We start from the raw sequence: 19,475 nt of genomic DNA on the forward strand, positions 1-19,475 counted from the left end.
CGAAAAAGAATTTTTGCTTTTAAAAAACTTTAGAGAACTCCAGCCGAAAAAACAAAAGGCAATTTTGTGGTTGCTTTCTGATTAAACAAAAGCGCTCTCAAAGGTTCTATTTGTCAATATTCCAGCCTAAAATTTCCAATGCTTAAGATATCACCCCCCAAACAATGATATTTTACGGCATAGCAGGACATCGCAAAACCTCAAACGACAATGTTTTACAGCCTCATAGAGGAACAAACATCAAAGTCTTGGGAAAAATACTTCCCCATTCCCACCGGCGTTTTATCTCGCTTAATGGGGCTATAGTTTCACTTCTTAAGCAGATTTTTTTTCCAAAACGTCTTTATTATCTATTCCTTTTAGATAAACCACCACAGGATTTTATCTATTATAAGTACGTATATAATAACGTGTTGCTCCAGCCTCATCATAAGAGACAGTCGACAAAATACCTATATCTATTAGCGTTATTTGATAAGTCAACTTAACACCATTTGACTGTTTATTGGGTTGATCTGTATAGATCACGCAATATCCATTGCGTTGCAATAGATCGATAAATAAAGGCGCAAAATTATCTTCTACTTTACTTTTTTTCACAATAAATGTTGTTTTAGCTGGCGGGAAAGAGTATTTAAGATTGCGAACAAAATCATGAGCTATTAATTCTATATCAGCCTGTGTAATATGTCGATCAACATAACTTGATGAATAATTCACAGATACGCAACCCGCCACCAACATAAGCGGTAACGGTAATAAATATTTCAACATCTTCCCCCCTATCTAATTGTATTTTTTTCCTGAAAAGCGCCTACATCAAAAATAAGAGCAACCTTGCTAAGAGAAGGCTATTAACAATATATCGGCTTACAATCAAGTGGTCATAAATCAATTTTTCACGTTTAAAAAACAATCACCAGCTCTGATAACACCCAAAACTGGATGCTTAACATACAAAATACATATGTTAAAAAAGCATGGTAAGCATAGAGTATGACATATTCTATATGGCACTTATTGTCTTGATATTCTGACTGAATATAAGATTTAAGATGGACCTATCCGTAAGGATAATTCATTCTATTGGATGATTTTCCAAGCAAATAAAATGATATCTTTTATCCCCATAATATTGAAATGATCACTTGGGGAGGAATCGTCATGATTGTTTGAATATTTAGATTTTTAGAGGCCATTTGAATTGCGATTTTTCCTCACGATTTACCAATTTCTACTGCGAGCATTTCTTTTATGAGGGCTCATTTACGTTCATCATAAGCTGTCTTATGTGTTTTTTGAGACAATTTGTGTTTTTTTGCGACAACTGCAAAGCTCCTGAAAGAATAGCAAATGAAACCTCCACCGAACAATCTCCTTCTTTAAAAAAATCCCTCTAACCGCTTCCTAACATTCAGTTTTTCCACCCCAAACGCGCTCCCCCCAAATTCTCTTTCAAGCTCATGCCTTTTTCACCAATCCTTTCCCCTCAACTCAAACATCCAGAGCTTTCCTGACTTCCCCCCAACTTCCCTTAAAAAAAACCAGCATCCTTGAGATTACTGCAACGCCTTCCTCTCAAACCTTCCCTCAATATGCAAAGCTCACGCAGCATTCCCTCAACCGCTTCCGAACACAACCAAAACCTATACAATGCAGAAATTATCCACATCCTTAACTTCTCCTTCCTTTTTTACAGATACACATTTTTACGCTTTTACATCTTTGAAGAAAGAAGCCCAATGGAACTTCCAAATCACCACCAACACCCATCTCTACACGGTTGCCAGAAACCACAGCCCCCGCTAGTGTGGTGTTTTTCCCACTGTTGGTATGAATCGTGTTCGTACCCACAATATGGCTGTTCTTGTGTTGCACTTCCTCACGGGAACCCTTTCCTTTTCCAAAAGCAGCATTGCCCATCCACCCTGAACCACCAGAACTAAAGTTGTAACCAACATTGACAGAAATATTTTGCGTATGGTTTTGCGTTGTTAAGGTTTGCATTCTGGTTTATTTTTATATTTTTGACAATAAGCGCTCTTTAAACGTCTCTCAACACTTCGCTTAGGAATAACAGCACTAGGAACACATATAGGAAGATCTTCGGCATTATAATTACGACACCAGTTTCTCAAGCCAACATCAAATATTGTCATATTAAATCCCGCTTTCACAAGACACATATTAATCGCAGCATTGGCATTCATGCTTAAGCCTTTTTTGCCCACAGCATCGTTGTAAGGGCTTGGCATACCACATTCTAAAAGTGCTTTCTTGACCTCAAGCTGATCTGCTCCTGGCTTTGTCCACATATCCAAAGCCAATTGCTCATCAAAAGCATGACATCCCGCCATAATAAGCGGAGCTATACAGCTCAATAGTTTTAAAGTTTTCTTCATTTTTCCCCTCTTTCAATGGATTGATTGACGATGAGAATACTCTAAAGCCTGTTGATATTTTATCTCCGTTTTTCAAGACAGTTCTGAACAGTATTGAGATAATTGTTTGAGAAAACACTCCCGCCATCCCAAACGAAAAAAGCATGGGGGAGTGTGGATGATCAACTGCAATATTTAAGGTTTGCATTCAGGTGCATTTTTATATTTTTTACAATAAGAGCTGTTTAAGCGCTTTTTGACACTTCTCTGGGGGATGACAGCGCCTGGACGACAAATGGGCAGATTTTCGGCTTTATGATTTCCACACCAAGTTCCTCCCCCCACTTTATCACGAAAACCAGCTTGAACCATACAGGCATCAATAGTTGCCCATGCATTGTAGCTGAGTTTTCTGTTTTCTGGATCGGCATCAATAAGGCTTGGCATACCACATTCTAACAAGGCTTTTCCTACCTCAGTAAAACCTGCTCCTGGCTTATCCCACGTAGCCACCTCTCCTGGAGGAGGTTTGTTAAATTGACATCCAGTTATGATTAACAAAGTTACAGTGCTTAATAGTTTTAAAATTTGTTTCATTTTTTACTCCGTGATTTACTTTAAGGAATTTGTTCTAGATGAGATGTGCCATAACGCTTTTGGCATTTTGGCCCCGCATCTCCAAGACAAGTGTGCGGACTTATGGGATCTGAAAACATATTCCACCATTCTTTCCACCTGTTGCTGCCAGTTGGCACTGTCTTGTAAGTATAGCCATTGCCGCCAATCACTCTGCTCACAAAGTCATATCTATGACCATCAAAACCAACCGTGGTTTGTTTGCCATCACTCACATAACCTAACAGACCTGCCGTAGATAAAGCATTAGCCGCTGGTCCATAGAGATTGATCTTTGTATTATCGGCTATACCGTGCACACCTTCTTGTTTGAAAGAATACAGCGTATTATACAATGTCATGCCACCGCGACTATGCCCGTAAAGTTCTAACCCCGTATTCCCATAGCCATACATCAGATCTTTTACTCCTTGTGTTGAATTGGTCAGCCCCCAAAAGTTATTTTCCAAAAACTTCTGATATCCTGCTACCAGAAGTTCTGAAACGGCAGAATCCGCTTGAGGAAACACAACAAAATAAAGCGGTTCATTTTTATCCTTCGCTTGTTGAACCTGCATAAACAGCAGCTTCATCGGGCGATGTAAAAATGCTGTTAAGGGAACAATCCCGTCACGCAAGGAAAAGAATGAGGGATTGTTGATTATCAGCAGAAACAAAACTTAAGGTTGACATTTACGACTGTTTTTATATTTTTTACAAAACGGGCTGTTTAAGCGCTTCTTGACACTTCGCTTCGGAATAACAGCACCAGGACGACAAATGGGAAGATCTTTATAATTATAGCACCAATATGGACCACCATATCTGTCACGGAATCCTGCTTGAATCATACAGGCATCAATGGATGCCATTTGATTTAAACTCAGCTTTTTATTTTCTGGATCAACATCATAAAGCGTTGGCATACCACATTCTAACAGGGCTTTTCCTACCTCTGTAAAATCTGCTCCTAGCTTGATCCACCCATATACTTCCCCTGGAGGAGGTTTATCAATATTACATCCAGTTACACTAACCAAAACTATTCCACTTAATAACTTTAAAATGTGTTTCATTTTTTACTCCCTAATTTAATTGAATCAACGTATATACGATGAGGTAAACCGTAAGCATCTTGACACTTTTTCCCCGCACTTCCATAACAAGCGTGAACATTGGGATAGCTCAAAAACATTTTCCATGCTTCTTTCCATGCATTGCTACCAGGGGGTCTTTTATAAAAAGTAGCAGGATTTCCACCAATCAAACTACCAACAAAGTCATCTGCATGGTTTTCCAAGCCAACACTGATTTGTTTGCCATCACTCACATAATCTAATAAATTTGCTGCCCTCGCAGCATTAAAGGCTGGTCCTTGGAAATTGATCTCTGTATTGTCGGCTATACCGTGCACACCTTCTTGTTTGAAGGAATTCAGCGTATTCCCTAATGTCATGGTACCGCGACTGTGACCATAAAGTTCTAACCCCGTATTCCCATAGCCATACATCAGATCTTTTGCTTCTTGTGTTGAATTGGTCAGACCCCAAAAGTTATTTTCCAAAAACTTCTGATATCCTGCTACCAGAAGTTCTGAAACGGCAGAATCCGCTTGAGGGAATACAACAAAATAAAGCGGTTCATTTTTATCCTTCGCATGTTGCTCTGCATAAACAGCTGCCTCATATGGTGGTGTAAAGATGCCATTAAAGGACACATGCACCTTACCATCAGAACCTTCTTGTAAATGCTTCTTTTCTTCATCCGTTAAATAATGAAACTGAGGTATTGGTTGTCCACGAGCATCTTCTATAGGCTCCCCATTTTCATCTTTGAGATAGATTATATTTCCGTCTTTATCACGGTCAACCACAGCGAGAGGATGTTCTTTGATAAACATGGTTTTATAGGATTCATCGCTGTATTTAAAGCCTTCTTCCAACAATTGTGTTGCCATTTCACGATTTTCATGGACGATTTGTTCCAACTTGGCGACATCGAGCTGTTGTACACCCTGATGGGCGGTGGCAGTATCACGGTTAAGGGAGGCTATGGTTTGTTCCACGCCTTCGCCCGTCAACGCCATTTGCCCCGCTTCATTTGTCAACACAATGGTGCTATCACTGATGGCGGATTTGCTATAGCCTTCCGCTGTATCTTTGGCTTTTGCATGATCTAAGATATTTTTGGTAATGTTTTTTGCAACGCCATATTTGCCTCGGGTCACGGGACCTCCCGCAGAAAGGCTAATCCCATGGCTGCTGGCTTGAGCATGCGCACTGTTGGTGATATCACTCGTCGTAATGGTTCCTGTGGTCAGTTTATTTTTGTCCGCTAATGCGGTGCTAGCAATAAGACCTCCAGTCATGGTTGTCGCACCCGCCACTGTAATATCAAGGCCGCCATCACCGGTTTTAACCCCTGATTGTTCCACAACACTGTGATAATCGCTGGAGGTTTTATCCTTGTTCAAGGAAATATTGGTTGTGGCTGCATCATCCTTTTTCGCACCATTAAATCCAATGGAAATAGAGTCTTGCTTGCTGGAACTTTGTCCCCTATCACTGAGGCTGGTAATGGTAAGATCACCACCAACACCCATCTCTACATGGTTTCCAGAAACCACGGCCCCCGCTAGTGTGGTGTTTCCCCCACTGGTGGTATGAACAGTACCCGTGCCAACAATATGGCTGTTCTTGTGTTGCACCTGTTCACTGGAACCCTTTCCTTTCCCAAAAGAAGCATTGCCCATCCACCCTGAACCACCAGAACTAAAGTTGTAACCAACATTGACAGAAATATTTTGCGAATGATTTTGTGTGCTTTGCGTGTTTCGCGCACTTTCAAAGCTGACATCTTGCCCTGCGCTCAAATTAATATTTCCGCTCTGTTCATCATTGCTCAGAAGGTTTGTCCCAGCGATCATATCGGCTCCAACACCATGAATATTCCCATTGTGGGCATGCATGGTGACAGAACGCCCTGCTTCTATTGTCCCTGTCACCGCCGTGGAGGCTTGAGAAGAAGCTACTGCCTTTTCAGCCTTAAAGCCCACTGTCACACTGGCAGAAGCATCCGCCATATTAAGAAGATCACGTTTGGTTGCTCCACCCTTCATTCCGTTATAAAGACCTTTGCCTTTGTTATAGAGATCATAGCCTTTTAAACCGACAATCAAACCATTGCCGATTTTGTGTTTTGTATCCCCGTGACCAAAACGTTTGCCAGCATCTCTTATATCTTGTAGCGTACCAAGAATGCCAACATTGACAGAACCTGTCACACCAGCAAAGAATTTTTCGTGTGTTTCTTTGCCGTTCAAGATATCATGGCTTTCTGACAGTGTGATATTGTTGCCGGCTTCAACCTGCACATCACGCCCTGCCAAAACATTGGCTGCTTGCATGTTCACATCATTATCAGCTGTGATCTGCACATCTTTATTGCCCACAATATGCGATTGAACGGAGGTGGTGCTCTTTTGCGCGTCTTTGTCTTTTGCGCTCGCCACACCAATACCCAAAGAAGCACCGCTATGGTTCTTTTCAAACTGAAAGCCAAAACCTGAGCGCTCTTCCTTAGCGCTTGAAAAAGAGCTATTTTGACCAACACGCACATTAACATCACGCGCGGCACTCAGGCGAACATTTTCCCCCGAAATATCAGAGCCCACAACCGTTATATCTTTTTTCTTGGCGGTAATGTTGATATTGCCCTTGGCACTTAATGAAGAGGTTTGATGTTTAAAATTCTCTTCATTTTGCGCTTTTCCTTCACTGCCGTATATCGACACAAAACCACCTCCTGAACCCACACCAAAACCAGATTTATGTTCTTCTGCATGGCTGCTATGGTGGTCTGTCATGCCATCCATTGTTACATTTTCTGCTGTCACACTCATGTCTTGCCCTGAAAGCAGATGCGACGCTGTTATTGTGGCGTTTTTGTTTGCCTCCATGACAATGTTGCCTGTCGCCCCAAGAACAGAAGAAACTGTTGTTGTGTGTAATTCAAAGCCATTGGAAGATTTTTCATGCAAAAATCCACTTTTTGAGGATTGATGTTGCTGATCATAGTGTTCTTGAGCGCCTTTTATGACAATATTTCCACCGGCATGAAGAGAAATATCCGCCTTTGCTTGATCTGGCGTTTCCTCTTCTTTTCCAGCCATCACGATCGACCCCGTGATTTTGGTATCATTGCCCGATTCAAGGGTAACACCGTTCCCCCCAGTGAGGCTTGAAGCTGAAACTTGTCCCGCCTCCATCTTGTCATGCATGGACTGACTGCTACTGAACACCCCACCATCTTTATGATATGACATCTCATAATGGAGGCTATTTTCCGCATTGTTGATGAGGATATCGTTGCTGGCTTTCAGCCCCACCTTGCCCTCAGCCGTAACAGAACTGCCCGTGATGGTGAGATCATGGGAGTTGCCATCCTGTCCTGCTTGTACCGTAACATCACCCCCAGCATTGATCGAAGAGCCAACGGCTCGCGAGCCTTGCATATCCACTTTCGTGTTTTGGGTGCGAAGATGATATTCCATCTCATCGGATTTCGTATCGATTGTGACATTCCCTTGGGCACCAAGAGCAACATTGCCCGCTGCATCTATAGCAGAAGCAGAGACATGGATATCCTTTCCAGATAGAACCGTGGTATCTTTTCCAGAACTTAAATGAGAACCATTGTGCACAGCAACATGGGATGTTTGATCTCCCCAGTGGCTATTGGCACTGTTTCGTGTGGCATCAATCGAAACATTTTCTTTTGCCTGTAAAAAAAGATTATCATGTGCTTGAACTTCAGAGCCTAAAATATTCAAATCTTTTCCAGAAAGAAGCGTTGTTGAGCCTCCAGAATTAACTTCCGATTGATGATGCATCGATGCATCACCCTGCGCATCATGATACTCGGTTTTGACAGTACCGATTGTCAAATTGCCCTGCTCTGTAGACATGGCAAGATCACCCCCTGTGGTGATCTTTACTCCAGAGGCTGTAATATCTTGTCTAGCAAGAACTGTCGCATTGTCCCCTGCAGAAAGCGCATTGGTGTTTAAAATAGTCTCCACACCGTCAACCGTTGTGCGCCCTGCATCCAAACGAATATTGTTTTCTGCAAGGATAATAGCATTACTCCCAGCAGCAAAATTCCCCCCTTGACTAAAGATATCCCCGCCATGCACATGCAACTGGTGATTTGCCCCAATCCGCCCTGAATTAATAATCGTTGAAGTGCTGGTATTTTGGCTGGTGATATTCACATCATCGCCCATGATCAAAGCCCCAGCAGAAACAAAGGAGGCTCTATCTTTTTCAGGGATATAAAGCACCGGTGCATAAACATCCATGCCTTTGACCTGTTGGCAAACATAAATCACCATCGGCGCTTCTAAACTTGCCAATTGTTCTTCTGTCAAAGGCTCACCAAAGACAAGATTGTGTGCTTTGGCATATTCCGCCCCGACATCAAGCAAGCTTTTGACTTGTTCAATGGCATCATTTCCTGGGATAAAAGAGCCTTTGCCTAAACCTTGCCCCACAAGATCACGCATTTGTTTTTCAATCAATTGCTTTTCGAAATAAGCATCCCCTAAGAAAAAAATCTCTCTATCTGGCTTATAACCAATTCTGTTTAAATAATAGGCTGAGCCATAAAACTTGCCAACATCAAGGAAATCTGCTCTCGTTTCATAAATGAAATTTTGTTGGGGCAGCGTGCCCCCAACACCACCTGATTGGGGCTTTGGCAAAGGCAAAGTGCTGCCCTCAGCAAGTTCTTCGGTACCATTGAGATCCACTTTGGGGGTAAAGAGAGCCCCAGCCCCAGTCAAACCACTCAATGCCTCTAGCGGATGACCTCCAGCCGCTTTCGCCTCAAAATGCGCATCTCCTGTAATGGAACCTTCGGCTGCCGTGTTGTTGAGGGTATTGACCACCAAATTCAAAGTGCCGCCCGCTTGCACAAGACCTGGAACAGTATCGAGAACTTCTGAACCAGTCTGACGAGAAGCACCATTGGCTATGTCGAGACTACCATTGCGGCTGCCATCGGCATTATAGGCATAACAATAAGCATCCGTATTGGCGTTACAATGCATAAAGGTATTTTTATAGGCTGTTGCCCCTACATTGGTCAGCGTCTTGGCATGGATATCCCCATTGCCCCCCGCTTTTATAATGCTATAGTTATTTTCAATATTATCAGCATTAATGATAAGATTACCCGTAGACTCTATCATCCCCTGAATGGTGGGTTTGTGTGAAAAAACTTGTGTGACAGTCTCCTCGGTCATATGGGAAAAATAATTCCATTGATACTGTTCTATGGTTTTTCTTGTATCATTATATTCCCAAGTAAATGCCTTATAGACTGTTCCATCTTTTAAAGTCGCCGTACCATACGTTCCTTCTTTGCTCGCCCAAATCTTCTGTTCAAATATATAGTTCTTCTTGTCACTAAGTGCTGGCCACTTAGAAAGTTTTCCTTTACCCCAATGATCCAATCTCGTATCGTGATATAAATCTCTGCCATCGAGAAAATTATATTTGTCTGGTTTTTGGAATGAAATATCGCTATATTCCTTTTTTTCCTCCATTTCAGGTTTGCTATCGGCTTCGTTTTGCAACGTTTTTGTTTGGATGTTTAAGTTTCCCCCTACTTGAATCAAGCCTGCTTTATTGACAAGGGAAAGGCTTTTTCCTGTGCCTGCCGCATTGGTAAAAGATAAATCACCCTCTGCCATAAGAGCCCCAGCATCATTCAACAAAATCCCATCAACTTTGAGAGCACCATTGCCCTTCACATAGATTAAACCCGTTTTGCTATTGGTCGCATTCCCTGTTACGCTGAAGGCTAAATTCTGACCCGCTGCCAATTGACCACTATTCTGCAACGCCCCTGTTTTGATGGTAAAATCTCGTGCTGCTAAAACCGACGTTGTCTCATCAACCATAACACCTGGAGTGACAAAAAGAATATCTCCAGTGCCCCCCTGATCTGTCACAGCTTGGAGCCGGGCATGATGAATATCAAGGGCATGGGTGCTGGTAAAATCTAAACCGCCATAAGTCAATTCGCTCCCCGAAACATCAATATGATCCCCCTTTAAATACAGCGTTTGCGGCGTATAAATATGAGAACGATTATTGCTTAAATCGAGACTGTTTGCTGTCAACCTCACATCCCCCAGGGCAGACAGCACATTCTCAACACTAATCCCGCCTGATACCGATGTCAGTGTTGCGCTGCCATATCCGATAACCTGATCATAATAAATGTCTTTGCCAGCAAAAAGGTCAATATTTTCACCACTAATAATATGTCCAACCTTTATCCCCCTTTGTACTGTGATAGAAAGGGAACCTTTATCATAAAAAACAAGAGCACCTGTAGGATTCGAAGGGCTCACCTGAGAGCCAACAAAATCTAACCCTGTCATCAGTATGCCTGCATCAAGGCTGCCACCCTTTAAAACAGCATCGCCACCCGCCATCAGCGAAGAAAAATCAACCGCTCCACCATCAATATCGACCTTTCCATAAGCCATCAGTTGTCCAAAATGAACCCCAGCATCAGGTTGGGTATGAAGGACAACATTATCATGAGATAAGATTGTTTGAGAAACCGAAATTCCGTTATGAGAAACCAGTGTGATATCTCCCGCTCCATAAAGGCTTTCCGCGGCTATCACACCTCCTGCACTTTGAAGATCAACGCCCCCTTGGTTGCCCAAAACTAGGCTGCCTGCTGCCCCCGTTGCTGCCATATCAACCCCACCGGCTAAAAGATCCGCCCTGATATCACCACCGGCATGTGCTTTTAAATTGCCCCCAGACAAAACAGTGCCACCAATGGTCAGATCACCCCCTGTTTCAAACGCCATATCAGCCCCCGATCCGAGCCCTGAAACTTTAATGGCATGGCGTGAAGACAGTTTCATATTGCCTCCAGAGGTTGCTTGCCCTGCAATGGTTAAAAGCCCTTCTTGTGCCTCTGCTGTAACATGACCATCAGCCCCAACGGTTTCTAACGTCACATCTTTTTTTGCAGCAATATCAACATGCCTTTTGGAAGTGATGTGTTTTGCCAAGATGCTCTGGCTTTTCGATTTAAGGGAAACATCCCCATGACCAAATGCATTCTGTAGTGAGATTTTTCCATCCGCAGAAAGATGTAACTGTCCCGCATTAGCCGCCATATCGTGGCGCATACGAACCCCAACACCTTTTTCTGTCGCCACAAGTTTAATTTGATCCGCCTGGAGCGCTCCCAAAGCAGAACCATCTATCGCATATTCTGGTTTACCAGTGATATCGGTGAGCTCTTTCATCTCACGAGAAGTATAATCATAACGACCCGTTCCAGCAAAAACCCCAATATCCTTTCCCGCAACAGGACCTTCAAAATGCACTGTGCGAGAAACAATATCAACGATATCAACCGCCCCTTGGTTAGAGAAAAAATTCGCTCCCTTTGTTCCAAAAGTGATATCCCCACCTCTGACCACAAAACCTTTCAGAAAACCAGAAGCATCAATTTCAGGAACCCCTGTGGTTAATGTCGCATGGGGCGTATTGATAAACCCACAACCATCACAACTGATCCCATTGGGATTGGCGATAATCACATCGGCTGGGCGCCCAAAAACCTCTCCTGGACCATTCAATGCACTGCGCTTGCTGCTGGTCACTTCATTTAAAATAACCTTCGCTGAACCCGTAAAACGCAAATGGGGATTGTCCGGCATAATACCCCCCAATTGCGATTGCCCTACTTCTTGCGCGTGATTGTTCCAAATCACACCGACATTGCCAATATTAAAATCATCATATTGATTGTGCGATAAACCACTGCTGTTGGGGGTAACAATATCAATGGAAGGAACCCCATTGGGCGCTGACACAATATCAGGGCGATGGGCGGAATTTGCGTTCGCATCAACAGAAATTTGTGCCTGTAACGCTGTAGATGCGCATAAACAAGTAAAACCAAATCCCCCAAATAAAACCTTCTTGAGCATCGTACTCGAAACTAAAACGCTTAATAACCTTGCTCTTTCTGTTTTCTTCTTATGTCCCATGCTTTAACTCCCCAATAAATATACTTAAAGATCCATTGCTAATGTCATAAAAAATGTGCCTGACTTCTTGTGCGCAGTAGTGCTCCAGAAAATACTGGAATAATGCGCATCAAGAGAAACCATGCCCCCAGAAAGCTTGATGCCTGCTGTCCAGCCAGCAAGTTGTTCATTCGTCAATCCATACAAAGGTTGTGAAAAAACACGACCATAGTCCAAACCAACAAAGGGGCGAAGTTCACCAAAAACCTTTTTAAACGTTGCGTGGTTGTTCCAAGGAATGGTGCGCAGCAACAAGTCGTTACGGATAAAAAAACCGTTATTGCCAAAAATTAAACCCTCGCGCGTTCCACGCACATTGGAAGCGCCACCCAGAGAAATCTGCTCCGCACCCAATAAATTATGCGGGGAATATTGACCACTCAAAAGAGTGCTCAACAAAAAATTCCACTCTCCAACCTTAAAGAGCGTCATAACACTGAGGGTGCCAGTAAATTTTGCAAATTGAGGCTCTGCATCCCCCGCTCCGGGAGTATGTTTCTTTACAGAATGAAAAAAGGGAAGTCCTTGCAAATAACTCACATCAAAGGTCCAAGTCCCCCCGAGCATCTGACGTGAATGTGAAATGCCAAAATTGGCGACACTATACTGACGACTTCCAACCTCTATCTTATTGCCAAGAAGGTAGTTGTTGGTTCTTTTATAGGAAAGCCCCACATTCAAAGTTGTCAGGGAAACACTATCACGGTGGACAACCCTGCTGGTACTGGCATGGAACTCACTGGAATCCCCTGTCGTCTCAATATCTGTAAAATTGCCATGGATAATGCTTTGGTAATTATAAACAGTGCCATTTAAATCAAAAGTCCAATAACCATAGGGAATGCTCACGCTCGCTGAAATATTATTGCTATGTCCTTCTTGTTCGCTCCCACCCCAATAATCTGATTGACTGCGTTGATAGCTAAAATCCCACGCATCATTGAGACCTAAAATATTTTCTAGCTTTAAGCCTGCACTATAACGCGCATAACCCGTGGAAGATTGTCCTAAATTATCATGGGAAACATGAACTTTGAAAGCTTTACCAGGCTGATTGTTAATATTCACAATGGTGCTTCCCTCTTCACGTCCCGGGAGAAGTTCGCTTTGAGCATGCCCTGAAAAAAGCCTGTTGATTTGATCAAGCCCCTGCTCAATATCACGCATATTCAGAATGTGCCCTTCCAAACCTGGAAAAGCACTCCACACAACATTATTATGAGAAGAAGCCGGTAAACCATTGTAATAAATATCCGAAAGCTTGCCCTCAACAACAACAAATTTGAGCACTTTGCTGTTTTTGATGTCTTGATCGGGTATATAAAAACGCGCTGTGACATAACCCTTATCTAAATAGACCTTGGTTAACTGCTTGATTAAAAGCTGGATATCAGAAAGACCGATACATCTTCCAACATAAGGATCTGTTATCGCTGCTATAGAGCGCTTTTTGATATGATAAACCCCATCAACAATAATAGCATGAATTGGAAAGCAGTACCCTCTCCCTAAAAGGGCTCCTTGGTTTCCTTCAGAGGACCTTGTCATGCCTTGAGGTGTTAAAGCGCGTAAACTCTCAATTCTTTCTAATTGCTGCTTTTCTGAATACCTGCGAGAAAAATTATCTGTTGGGGGATGAAAAACAGCTGTGGACCGTGCATAAACAGGTATGCCACTCAACAGGCCAAACAACACTAAAATGGCAAGAAAAAACCTTAAAAAACTCTTCCAATGTAAAAAGATAAATAACATACAGATTGCCCCCGCTTTTATCATTCATGAAACGTTATATTGCTTCATCAACCCTTGATAAGACAAACCAAAAACAGCCACTACCCTATGCGCTTTTAACAAAAGCACCTATCTTTGTTACCAAAGATAACAAGTGACAAAACACCTTGATGATAACTGTGTGAAGATCTTTCCCCCCATACTTATACTTTTAGAGCTTTAACCAAAGTTGTACGGAAAGTCAATGTGTAAGCCTTAACATCTACATCAATAATAAAGAATAAATTTGTTTCTCAGCCCCTGATACAGCCAGAAATACACTAAACATGAAACACTAAATAGACAATATATCATGCTATTAAGCATATCCTTTTGTAACAAATCATCATAGCAAACAATTAAGAAGTCTCTTCTGAAAATCTTCCAAAACAATCAGGCAAAGCTCTCTGTACAGCGCTTAAGCAACCGTTCTCCAAAGATAATGATTTGATCAGAAGAGTTTTGTCCAGTGTGTTTGTTTTTTTTGACCCTATATTATTTTTATAGCACTTTTACTCTTTTAAAGTGTTTTCCTCTGCTTCTTTTTGTAACTTCATTCTATTAAAGTCTTTGTGCATTTCTATTGTTTTGTTAATCTGATCCTCAATCCCTGCTTTAAAGACAATCATTGTTTCAAACGGACTAAATGATGAGGATTGCCTAATATGAAAAAAGATTTTCATCCTCAAATTTTCTGGATCAAAAGCGCTCTGCTCTGTTCTTTCTAGATCATAGATAGATATCGCTTTTTTTGACATAGCAAGACCAATAACATTGTTATTTTTTTCACCAAAACCTTTTACTGTTAAAAGGCTCTTTTTAGGGTCATAAACTGTCGACATATTCATGATTTCATCAAGAGCTTCAGCCTTTTTGTCAAAAATGAATATAAGATCACGTAAAGAACAAACTTTTTCAAAAGAATAAGCATTGTACAAACGTGAGTGAACTTCAAGAAATCTGACCTTTCTTTGAATGATTTTTATAGCGAGCTCATATGATTTTTTATCTAAAAGAAGATCACGAATATCTGGAATGTAGATTTCTTGTGTTTTTTTGCAACGGTGCAACTTCACTGTTTAATACACAATCAATGATTTTTTCTAACCAATCATAACTCTTAGTATCATCAATCTCTATGAATCTCAATCTAATCTTATCTAAAAGATTGTACAGCCCATAATTTTCTTTAAAAGCATGCTCTCTTTGTTCACGCGTTATTATAACTTCATAGATATCTTTTCGTTCATCCAATATATATGATGCTTCAATTTCTGGATCATTCACTTTAAATGGCTCACCGCTCTCTCCACTTTTAACAGGTATCCAATGCCCACCCTTAAGGGTATCAAAAGCTCTCGCTCCTTGCTCCCCCCTAAAAGGAATACCTTGTTGAAAAACATATTTAATGGATTGGAAGCATCCGGTGTTAACGGCATCGCCCATCTTCGTATTAAAGCCGCCAAAATTTTCTGTTGAAGATTACCATCGCTCATTAACGAATCTTTCATATGCTTATAGAAATTCTTCGTATCTTCTGGAAGGTGCCAATTGAAAATCTTAGCTTCCTTTGCAAACAAGCTGTTAATTATTTCCTCATTTGTGGCTAATTTCATTCGATGATATCCCCCGCTAAAATTCCAAATGATCCTTTTTTTCAGTAAACTCTCATGCAGCTTTTATTACAATTCTTGAAAAAATTCATTATCTATTTGTTTAAATTAATAAGAAATAAACTAAATTAAGACATCAATGATAGTTTATTTTTAATATACATACCCACTTAAACTTGCCTTTGCAACGCAAGAGCAAAAATTTTAACCCAAAACATGTTAAGGGTCTTTTTTTTAAGTCTTTATCTTGATTAAAAAACTGAATGTAGCAAACCTGATCGTGGAGATCATCATGCTCCACCATTGATTACCCATCAACAAGAGTGCAATCAATACGAACAGTTTTCAAAAAATCTTTTAGCAAAATTTTAATGCAGAAAAAACACATACCATCGAAAAAATAATAAAGCAGTGCGTGTTGCGCATTCTTCACCTTTTTCTTGAACAACAAAGGAACGCCCAATCAGTGATCAAAAGACTCCCCCTACCTTAAAGTTTTTCATGCCTAATATCCCCACAGCTCAAAGAGCAGTGTTGCCTATATAGGATAACATACGTGTTTCATTGATGAACTAATCATGCAGAAGAAACAATTGACAAAGAACTGTTCACCAACCTCCTGATCCCCAATAAAGAGCATAATCCAACCACGCCAGAAAGAAGGAATAATTTACTCGAAGAAGTGTGATCTAAAACAAACGCTCCCATAAATGGTGCCCCAACATTGCTCAATTTTGTATAGACTGCCCCCATCCAAAAGCGCCCCCAATTTGTTCCCCCCAATTTCCAATTTGTTCCCCCCAATTTGTTCATTGAAATTGGTTACCAGATAAATGTTAGAAGATATGGAAAAGCGTACACTGACCATTCCAATGAGGAAAAAAACAGAGCAACACAATAACCAGACTTGATTAAAGCCTCATTTCCTCAGCAGCCCCCATTTCCCAACACTCAATCTTTCTCCAATCCTAAACCACAAGACTCAGACATTTCTTTAGCCTCATCACCATTTGCTAAAACGCAAGCTTCTTTTTAAATCTAGCAGGCAAAGTATCCTCACTCAACTTTCCCGCTAGAACACGACCTGCCTCCCTTCAGCGTCCATACAAAAAAGCTCTCTCAGCATTTTCTCCTCAAGAGACATGCCCCTTTATTTTTCCTCATCGCTTCCCTGTGAAGGGGGAGGAAGGATATAAACGCCCGAAAGCCAGCGATTAAGATCAATGGCGCGGCATCGTGTGGAACAAAAAGGATAAGAAGATTTTTGTGACATTTGACCACAAATAGGACAAGGATGCGGTGGACGTTCCTCTTTTGGCAAATTGGATTCTTTTTGCTCAGAGAGCTTCCTTTGACTTTGAAACGTCTGTGTTTTTTCCTCTTTCATTAAATTTTCTTCTGTTTCTCTTTTTTCATTTTGCCTTGTTTCATTTATGCTTTGCTCTTTTTGGTGTACTTTTTTGATGCTTTTCACCTTACATGGATTTTGCCTTAAAATTTCTCTACGGCGTTTCTTCCCCCCAATGGGAATAAAGTGGATAGTGATAAGCGGTCAACAGATCAACTGTTTCAGCCAAAGGCAATCCCACAACATTAGAATAAGAGCCCGCGATATAGACCACAAAAGCCCCTGCTTTTCCTTGGATAGCGTAGCCACCTGCTTTCCCTTCCCATTCTCCTGAAGCAAGATAAGCTTTCATCATGGAAGAGGTTAAGCGTCTAAAGCGGACACGACTTTCAACCAATTTTACGGTTATTTTTCCCTGTTCATTCAAAGCACAAACGGCGCCATAAACCTTGTGTGCTCGTCCAGAAAGGAAGCGTAAACATTCATAAGCCTCCTCCTCGCCTTCTGGTTTAGGAAGAATGGTACGCCCAACAGCCACGACCGTATCAGCCGCTAAGATAATCATTTTCTGCGCAGACAGCCCTTCTTGACCATTTTGCGATTCTTCTTGGGACTTCTGAGTATACCAGAGCAAAGTCTCTTGCGCTTTCAGTGCCTTTTCCTTTGCCAAACGTTTGGCAAGGTTTGCAGGATGTTCTTTTAATTTTGGTGTTTCATCAATACCGCTTGCATAAACCTGCTGAGGATCAATGCCTATTTGTGCCAGAAGCGCTAAACGCCGTGGTGAAGCGGAGGCAAGCACCAAATGAATTTCTTCCCCAAGAGTTTCCGCCACATGTTTTTTCCCCCACTCTTTTATATTTTTCATTTCCACCCCTTGCAAAATCGGCTTTTCTCGTACCCTATTTTAAGCGCCCCTTTTTAAACGCTCCCTTGTCAAGCGCTATTGATCTCCTTATTCTTTTTCGGCACTGGTTTTACACCCTTTCAAGGTCACCTTAAACATTGCATTTTGTCTCACACATCGATAAGCGCCCTAAAGGTCTGTTCAAAAGAACAGAAAGAATATTGTGAATTTGACAAAAAGCACAAATTCCCCATGAGGCTATTTATAGCGGTATGTAATGCGTCCTTTTGTCAAATCATAAGGAGTCATTTCAACCATAATTTTATCACCCGCCAATACCCGAATACGATTTTTTCGCATTCTTCCAGCGGTATGAGCAATAATTTCATGATCATTTTCCAGTTTCACACGAAACATCGCATTAGGTAAGAGTTCAGTAACGATACCAGAAAATTCTAAAACTTCTTCTTTTGACATAAACAATCATTTCCTTTATAGTGCACATATTTCGTTAATCTGTGCGTTATTTTTAGCGTTCATATCCTATTTTCTCAAATTTGTGAATAAAAATTCAACAAAAAGGGAAAGGTTTTTCAAGTTTTCTCTCTTCTGTTCTCAAAAAAACTCACTCTCCATTTTGGGAGTGACAACTTTATCCACTCAAATTTGACCTGCCCATCTCCTGCAATTTTTATGATGATGTTGATTTCAGAGTGATCAAAATGATGCTCAATCTCCTAAACTTCTTCTTCCACACCTGCCGACATCCTACCTTTCCATCCCCCATCAACACACCCCTACACACTTAAACATCGCTCTTCATCCCAACCTATCCCTTCATTTACAGGCTCTTCTCCTCTCTCTCCACCTTTCATTCCCTATCCCTCCTCTCCAGCCAACCACACCGCTTTTTCCTCCCACTTCCCCTTCATTGACAAAACTTGTCCCTCAAAATCTTTCTCCCCCCATTCCACGCCTTGCCACAAACCCAACACACCCCTCAAGCCCCCACAACGCATAAAGCCTCCAGATCCTAAACTTCTTCTTTTTTACAGATCAACGTTTTTACGCTTTTACATTTCTACAGAAAACAGCAAACGAAAAGCCCCCCGCACCACTGGATAAACAGCCGCTCTGTAAACGACAATCCAACGTATTATCCAGCAAATTGTACTTGAACAACCACCCCTCACCCCACCTCAAAGGACCGTGCGTCAAAAGGCTCACCCCCCCCTAAAATATTCCACACACTCTCACAAAAAGCACCTTTATTTATATGCTTGTAGGTCCCTCAACGGCATACCCCTTGCTCTCATAGACCATTTTCACCCCACTTCGCCCCCCTATTTACGGTATAACCAAATAAAAATATTTTCATTTTTCTTGCCAATCTTCTGAAATTCCTTTATTGATAGGTCCGTGTTTTTGATCGTCCACGCAACGGTCAAATAGGGATAGTAAACCCGAAAACTCGTACATGAATTTGCCCCGCTTTGCGGGTATCCCGGAATTCCGGGAGTTTTTGCTATGTCCAAGTGCGCTCTAGCGCTAAAAGCAAAAAAGCTGATTCGAGTTCAGTACTTTACTACTCCCGGAATACCAATGCGAGGGCGCTCGCAACCGGAGGGGGCACAAAGTGAAAACCAAAAATCCACATTTCATTGATATTTCGATAGGCAAAAGAATGCGTCTATGACGCATTTCAATGGGGCTTTCTCAAAAAGAATTAGGAAACTATTTAGGGGTGAGCTTCCAACAAATCCAAAAATAC

At 41.6% G+C, this 19,475-nt stretch carries 15 protein-coding genes and 2 pseudogenes; 2 read left to right on the plus strand and 15 right to left on the minus strand.

Going from position 1 to position 19,475, the window contains the following annotated elements:
* Nucleotides 1–85: pseudogene (locus BN338_RS12900) on the plus strand (helix-turn-helix domain-containing protein); the annotation flags it as partial.
* Between the two features lie 296 nt (nucleotides 86–381).
* Here BN338_RS12900 and BN338_RS01160 read toward each other — a convergent pair.
* The 15 genes from BN338_RS01160 to infA form a co-directional block, all read right to left on the minus strand.
* Nucleotides 382–774 (minus strand): hypothetical protein, encoded by a 393-nt coding sequence (locus tag BN338_RS01160; RefSeq protein ID WP_039758241.1) that lies wholly within the window; start codon nucleotides 772–774, stop codon nucleotides 382–384.
* A gap of 900 nt (nucleotides 775–1,674) precedes the next feature.
* Nucleotides 1,675–2,007, minus strand: a complete 333-nt coding sequence (locus BN338_RS01165; RefSeq protein WP_039758243.1) for a hemagglutinin repeat-containing protein — start codon at nucleotides 2,005–2,007, stop codon at nucleotides 1,675–1,677.
* Nucleotides 1,995–2,402: a hypothetical protein gene (locus BN338_RS01170; RefSeq protein ID WP_039758246.1), complete on the minus strand. Its 408-nt coding sequence runs from the start codon at nucleotides 2,400–2,402 to the stop codon at nucleotides 1,995–1,997. The genes BN338_RS01165 and BN338_RS01170 overlap by 13 nt, the downstream gene beginning before the upstream one ends.
* Before the next feature lie 174 nt (nucleotides 2,403–2,576).
* Nucleotides 2,577–2,978: a hypothetical protein gene (locus BN338_RS01175; protein ID WP_039758248.1), complete on the minus strand. Its 402-nt coding sequence runs from the start codon at nucleotides 2,976–2,978 to the stop codon at nucleotides 2,577–2,579.
* Nucleotides 2,979–2,998: 20 nt separating this feature from the next.
* Entirely contained in the window at nucleotides 2,999–3,574 is a 576-nt protein-coding gene (locus BN338_RS01180) for a filamentous hemagglutinin (protein WP_244427579.1), read from the minus strand.
* Between the two features lie 102 nt (nucleotides 3,575–3,676).
* Nucleotides 3,677–4,072 (minus strand): hypothetical protein, encoded by a 396-nt coding sequence (locus tag BN338_RS01185; protein ID WP_039758250.1) that lies wholly within the window; start codon nucleotides 4,070–4,072, stop codon nucleotides 3,677–3,679.
* Nucleotides 4,069–12,087, minus strand: coding sequence for a hemagglutinin repeat-containing protein (locus BN338_RS01190; protein ID WP_039758251.1), 8,019 nt, complete (start codon nucleotides 12,085–12,087; stop codon nucleotides 4,069–4,071). The genes BN338_RS01185 and BN338_RS01190 overlap by 4 nt, the downstream gene beginning before the upstream one ends.
* Nucleotides 12,088–12,111: 24 nt before the next feature.
* Nucleotides 12,112–13,902, minus strand: a complete 1,791-nt coding sequence (locus BN338_RS01195; protein ID WP_198003651.1) for a ShlB/FhaC/HecB family hemolysin secretion/activation protein — start codon at nucleotides 13,900–13,902, stop codon at nucleotides 12,112–12,114.
* Nucleotides 13,903–14,408: 506 nt separating this feature from the next.
* Nucleotides 14,409–14,972, minus strand: coding sequence for a phage major capsid protein (locus BN338_RS01200; protein WP_198003652.1), 564 nt, complete (start codon nucleotides 14,970–14,972; stop codon nucleotides 14,409–14,411).
* Nucleotides 14,917–15,183, minus strand: coding sequence for a hypothetical protein (locus BN338_RS12650; protein ID WP_156809217.1), 267 nt, complete (start codon nucleotides 15,181–15,183; stop codon nucleotides 14,917–14,919). The genes BN338_RS01200 and BN338_RS12650 overlap by 56 nt, the downstream gene beginning before the upstream one ends.
* Nucleotides 15,180–15,512, minus strand: a complete 333-nt coding sequence (locus tag BN338_RS12655) for a hypothetical protein (protein ID WP_156809218.1) — start codon at nucleotides 15,510–15,512, stop codon at nucleotides 15,180–15,182. The genes BN338_RS12650 and BN338_RS12655 overlap by 4 nt, the downstream gene beginning before the upstream one ends.
* Nucleotides 15,513–16,085: 573 nt before the next feature.
* Nucleotides 16,086–16,322 carry a hypothetical protein gene (locus tag BN338_RS01210; RefSeq protein WP_039758256.1) on the minus strand — a complete coding sequence of 79 codons (237 nt, stop codon included), beginning with the start codon at nucleotides 16,320–16,322 and terminating at the stop codon, nucleotides 16,086–16,088.
* A gap of 337 nt (nucleotides 16,323–16,659) precedes the next feature.
* Nucleotides 16,660–16,896 (minus strand): DNA gyrase inhibitor YacG, encoded by a 237-nt coding sequence (yacG, locus tag BN338_RS01215; RefSeq protein WP_051018464.1) that lies wholly within the window; start codon nucleotides 16,894–16,896, stop codon nucleotides 16,660–16,662.
* A gap of 115 nt (nucleotides 16,897–17,011) precedes the next feature.
* A complete protein-coding gene (locus BN338_RS01220; RefSeq protein ID WP_039758259.1) occupies nucleotides 17,012–17,725 on the minus strand; it encodes a Maf family nucleotide pyrophosphatase in 714 nt (237 codons plus the stop codon).
* Between the two features lie 237 nt (nucleotides 17,726–17,962).
* Nucleotides 17,963–18,181, minus strand: a complete 219-nt coding sequence (gene infA, locus BN338_RS01225; protein ID WP_004857577.1) for a translation initiation factor IF-1 — start codon at nucleotides 18,179–18,181, stop codon at nucleotides 17,963–17,965.
* Between the two features lie 1,159 nt (nucleotides 18,182–19,340).
* On the opposite strand from infA, the pseudogene BN338_RS12905 reads away from it, so the two are divergent.
* A pseudogene (locus tag BN338_RS12905) lies at nucleotides 19,341–19,475 on the plus strand (helix-turn-helix domain-containing protein); the annotation flags it as partial.

The sequence above is a fragment of the Bartonella queenslandensis AUST/NH15 genome (assembly GCF_000312585.1).
GTDB classification, from domain to species: Bacteria; Pseudomonadota; Alphaproteobacteria; order Rhizobiales; family Rhizobiaceae; genus Bartonella; species Bartonella queenslandensis_A.

Coding starts and splice junctions, on each gene's coding strand:
- BN338_RS01160 (WP_039758241.1), bottom strand. CDS start 774: ATGTTGAAATATTTATTACCGTTACCGCTTATGTTGGTGGCGGGTTGC.
- BN338_RS01165 (WP_039758243.1), bottom strand. CDS start 2,007: ATGCAAACCTTAACAACGCAAAACCATACGCAAAATATTTCTGTCAAT.
- BN338_RS01170 (WP_039758246.1), bottom strand. CDS start 2,402: ATGAAGAAAACTTTAAAACTATTGAGCTGTATAGCTCCGCTTATTATG.
- BN338_RS01175 (WP_039758248.1), bottom strand. CDS start 2,978: ATGAAACAAATTTTAAAACTATTAAGCACTGTAACTTTGTTAATCATA.
- BN338_RS01180 (WP_244427579.1), bottom strand. CDS start 3,574: ATGCAGGTTCAACAAGCGAAGGATAAAAATGAACCGCTTTATTTTGTT.
- BN338_RS01185 (WP_039758250.1), bottom strand. CDS start 4,072: ATGAAACACATTTTAAAGTTATTAAGTGGAATAGTTTTGGTTAGTGTA.
- BN338_RS01190 (WP_039758251.1), bottom strand. CDS start 12,087: ATGGGACATAAGAAGAAAACAGAAAGAGCAAGGTTATTAAGCGTTTTA.
- BN338_RS01195 (WP_198003651.1), bottom strand. CDS start 13,902: ATGATAAAAGCGGGGGCAATCTGTATGTTATTTATCTTTTTACATTGG.
- BN338_RS12655 (WP_156809218.1), bottom strand. CDS start 15,512: ATGAAATTAGCCACAAATGAGGAAATAATTAACAGCTTGTTTGCAAAG.
- BN338_RS01210 (WP_039758256.1), bottom strand. CDS start 16,322: ATGAACAAATTGGGGGGAACAAATTGGAAATTGGGGGGAACAAATTGG.
- yacG (WP_051018464.1), bottom strand. CDS start 16,896: ATGAAAGAGGAAAAAACACAGACGTTTCAAAGTCAAAGGAAGCTCTCT.
- BN338_RS01220 (WP_039758259.1), bottom strand. CDS start 17,725: ATGAAAAATATAAAAGAGTGGGGGAAAAAACATGTGGCGGAAACTCTT.
- infA (WP_004857577.1), bottom strand. CDS start 18,181: ATGTCAAAAGAAGAAGTTTTAGAATTTTCTGGTATCGTTACTGAACTC.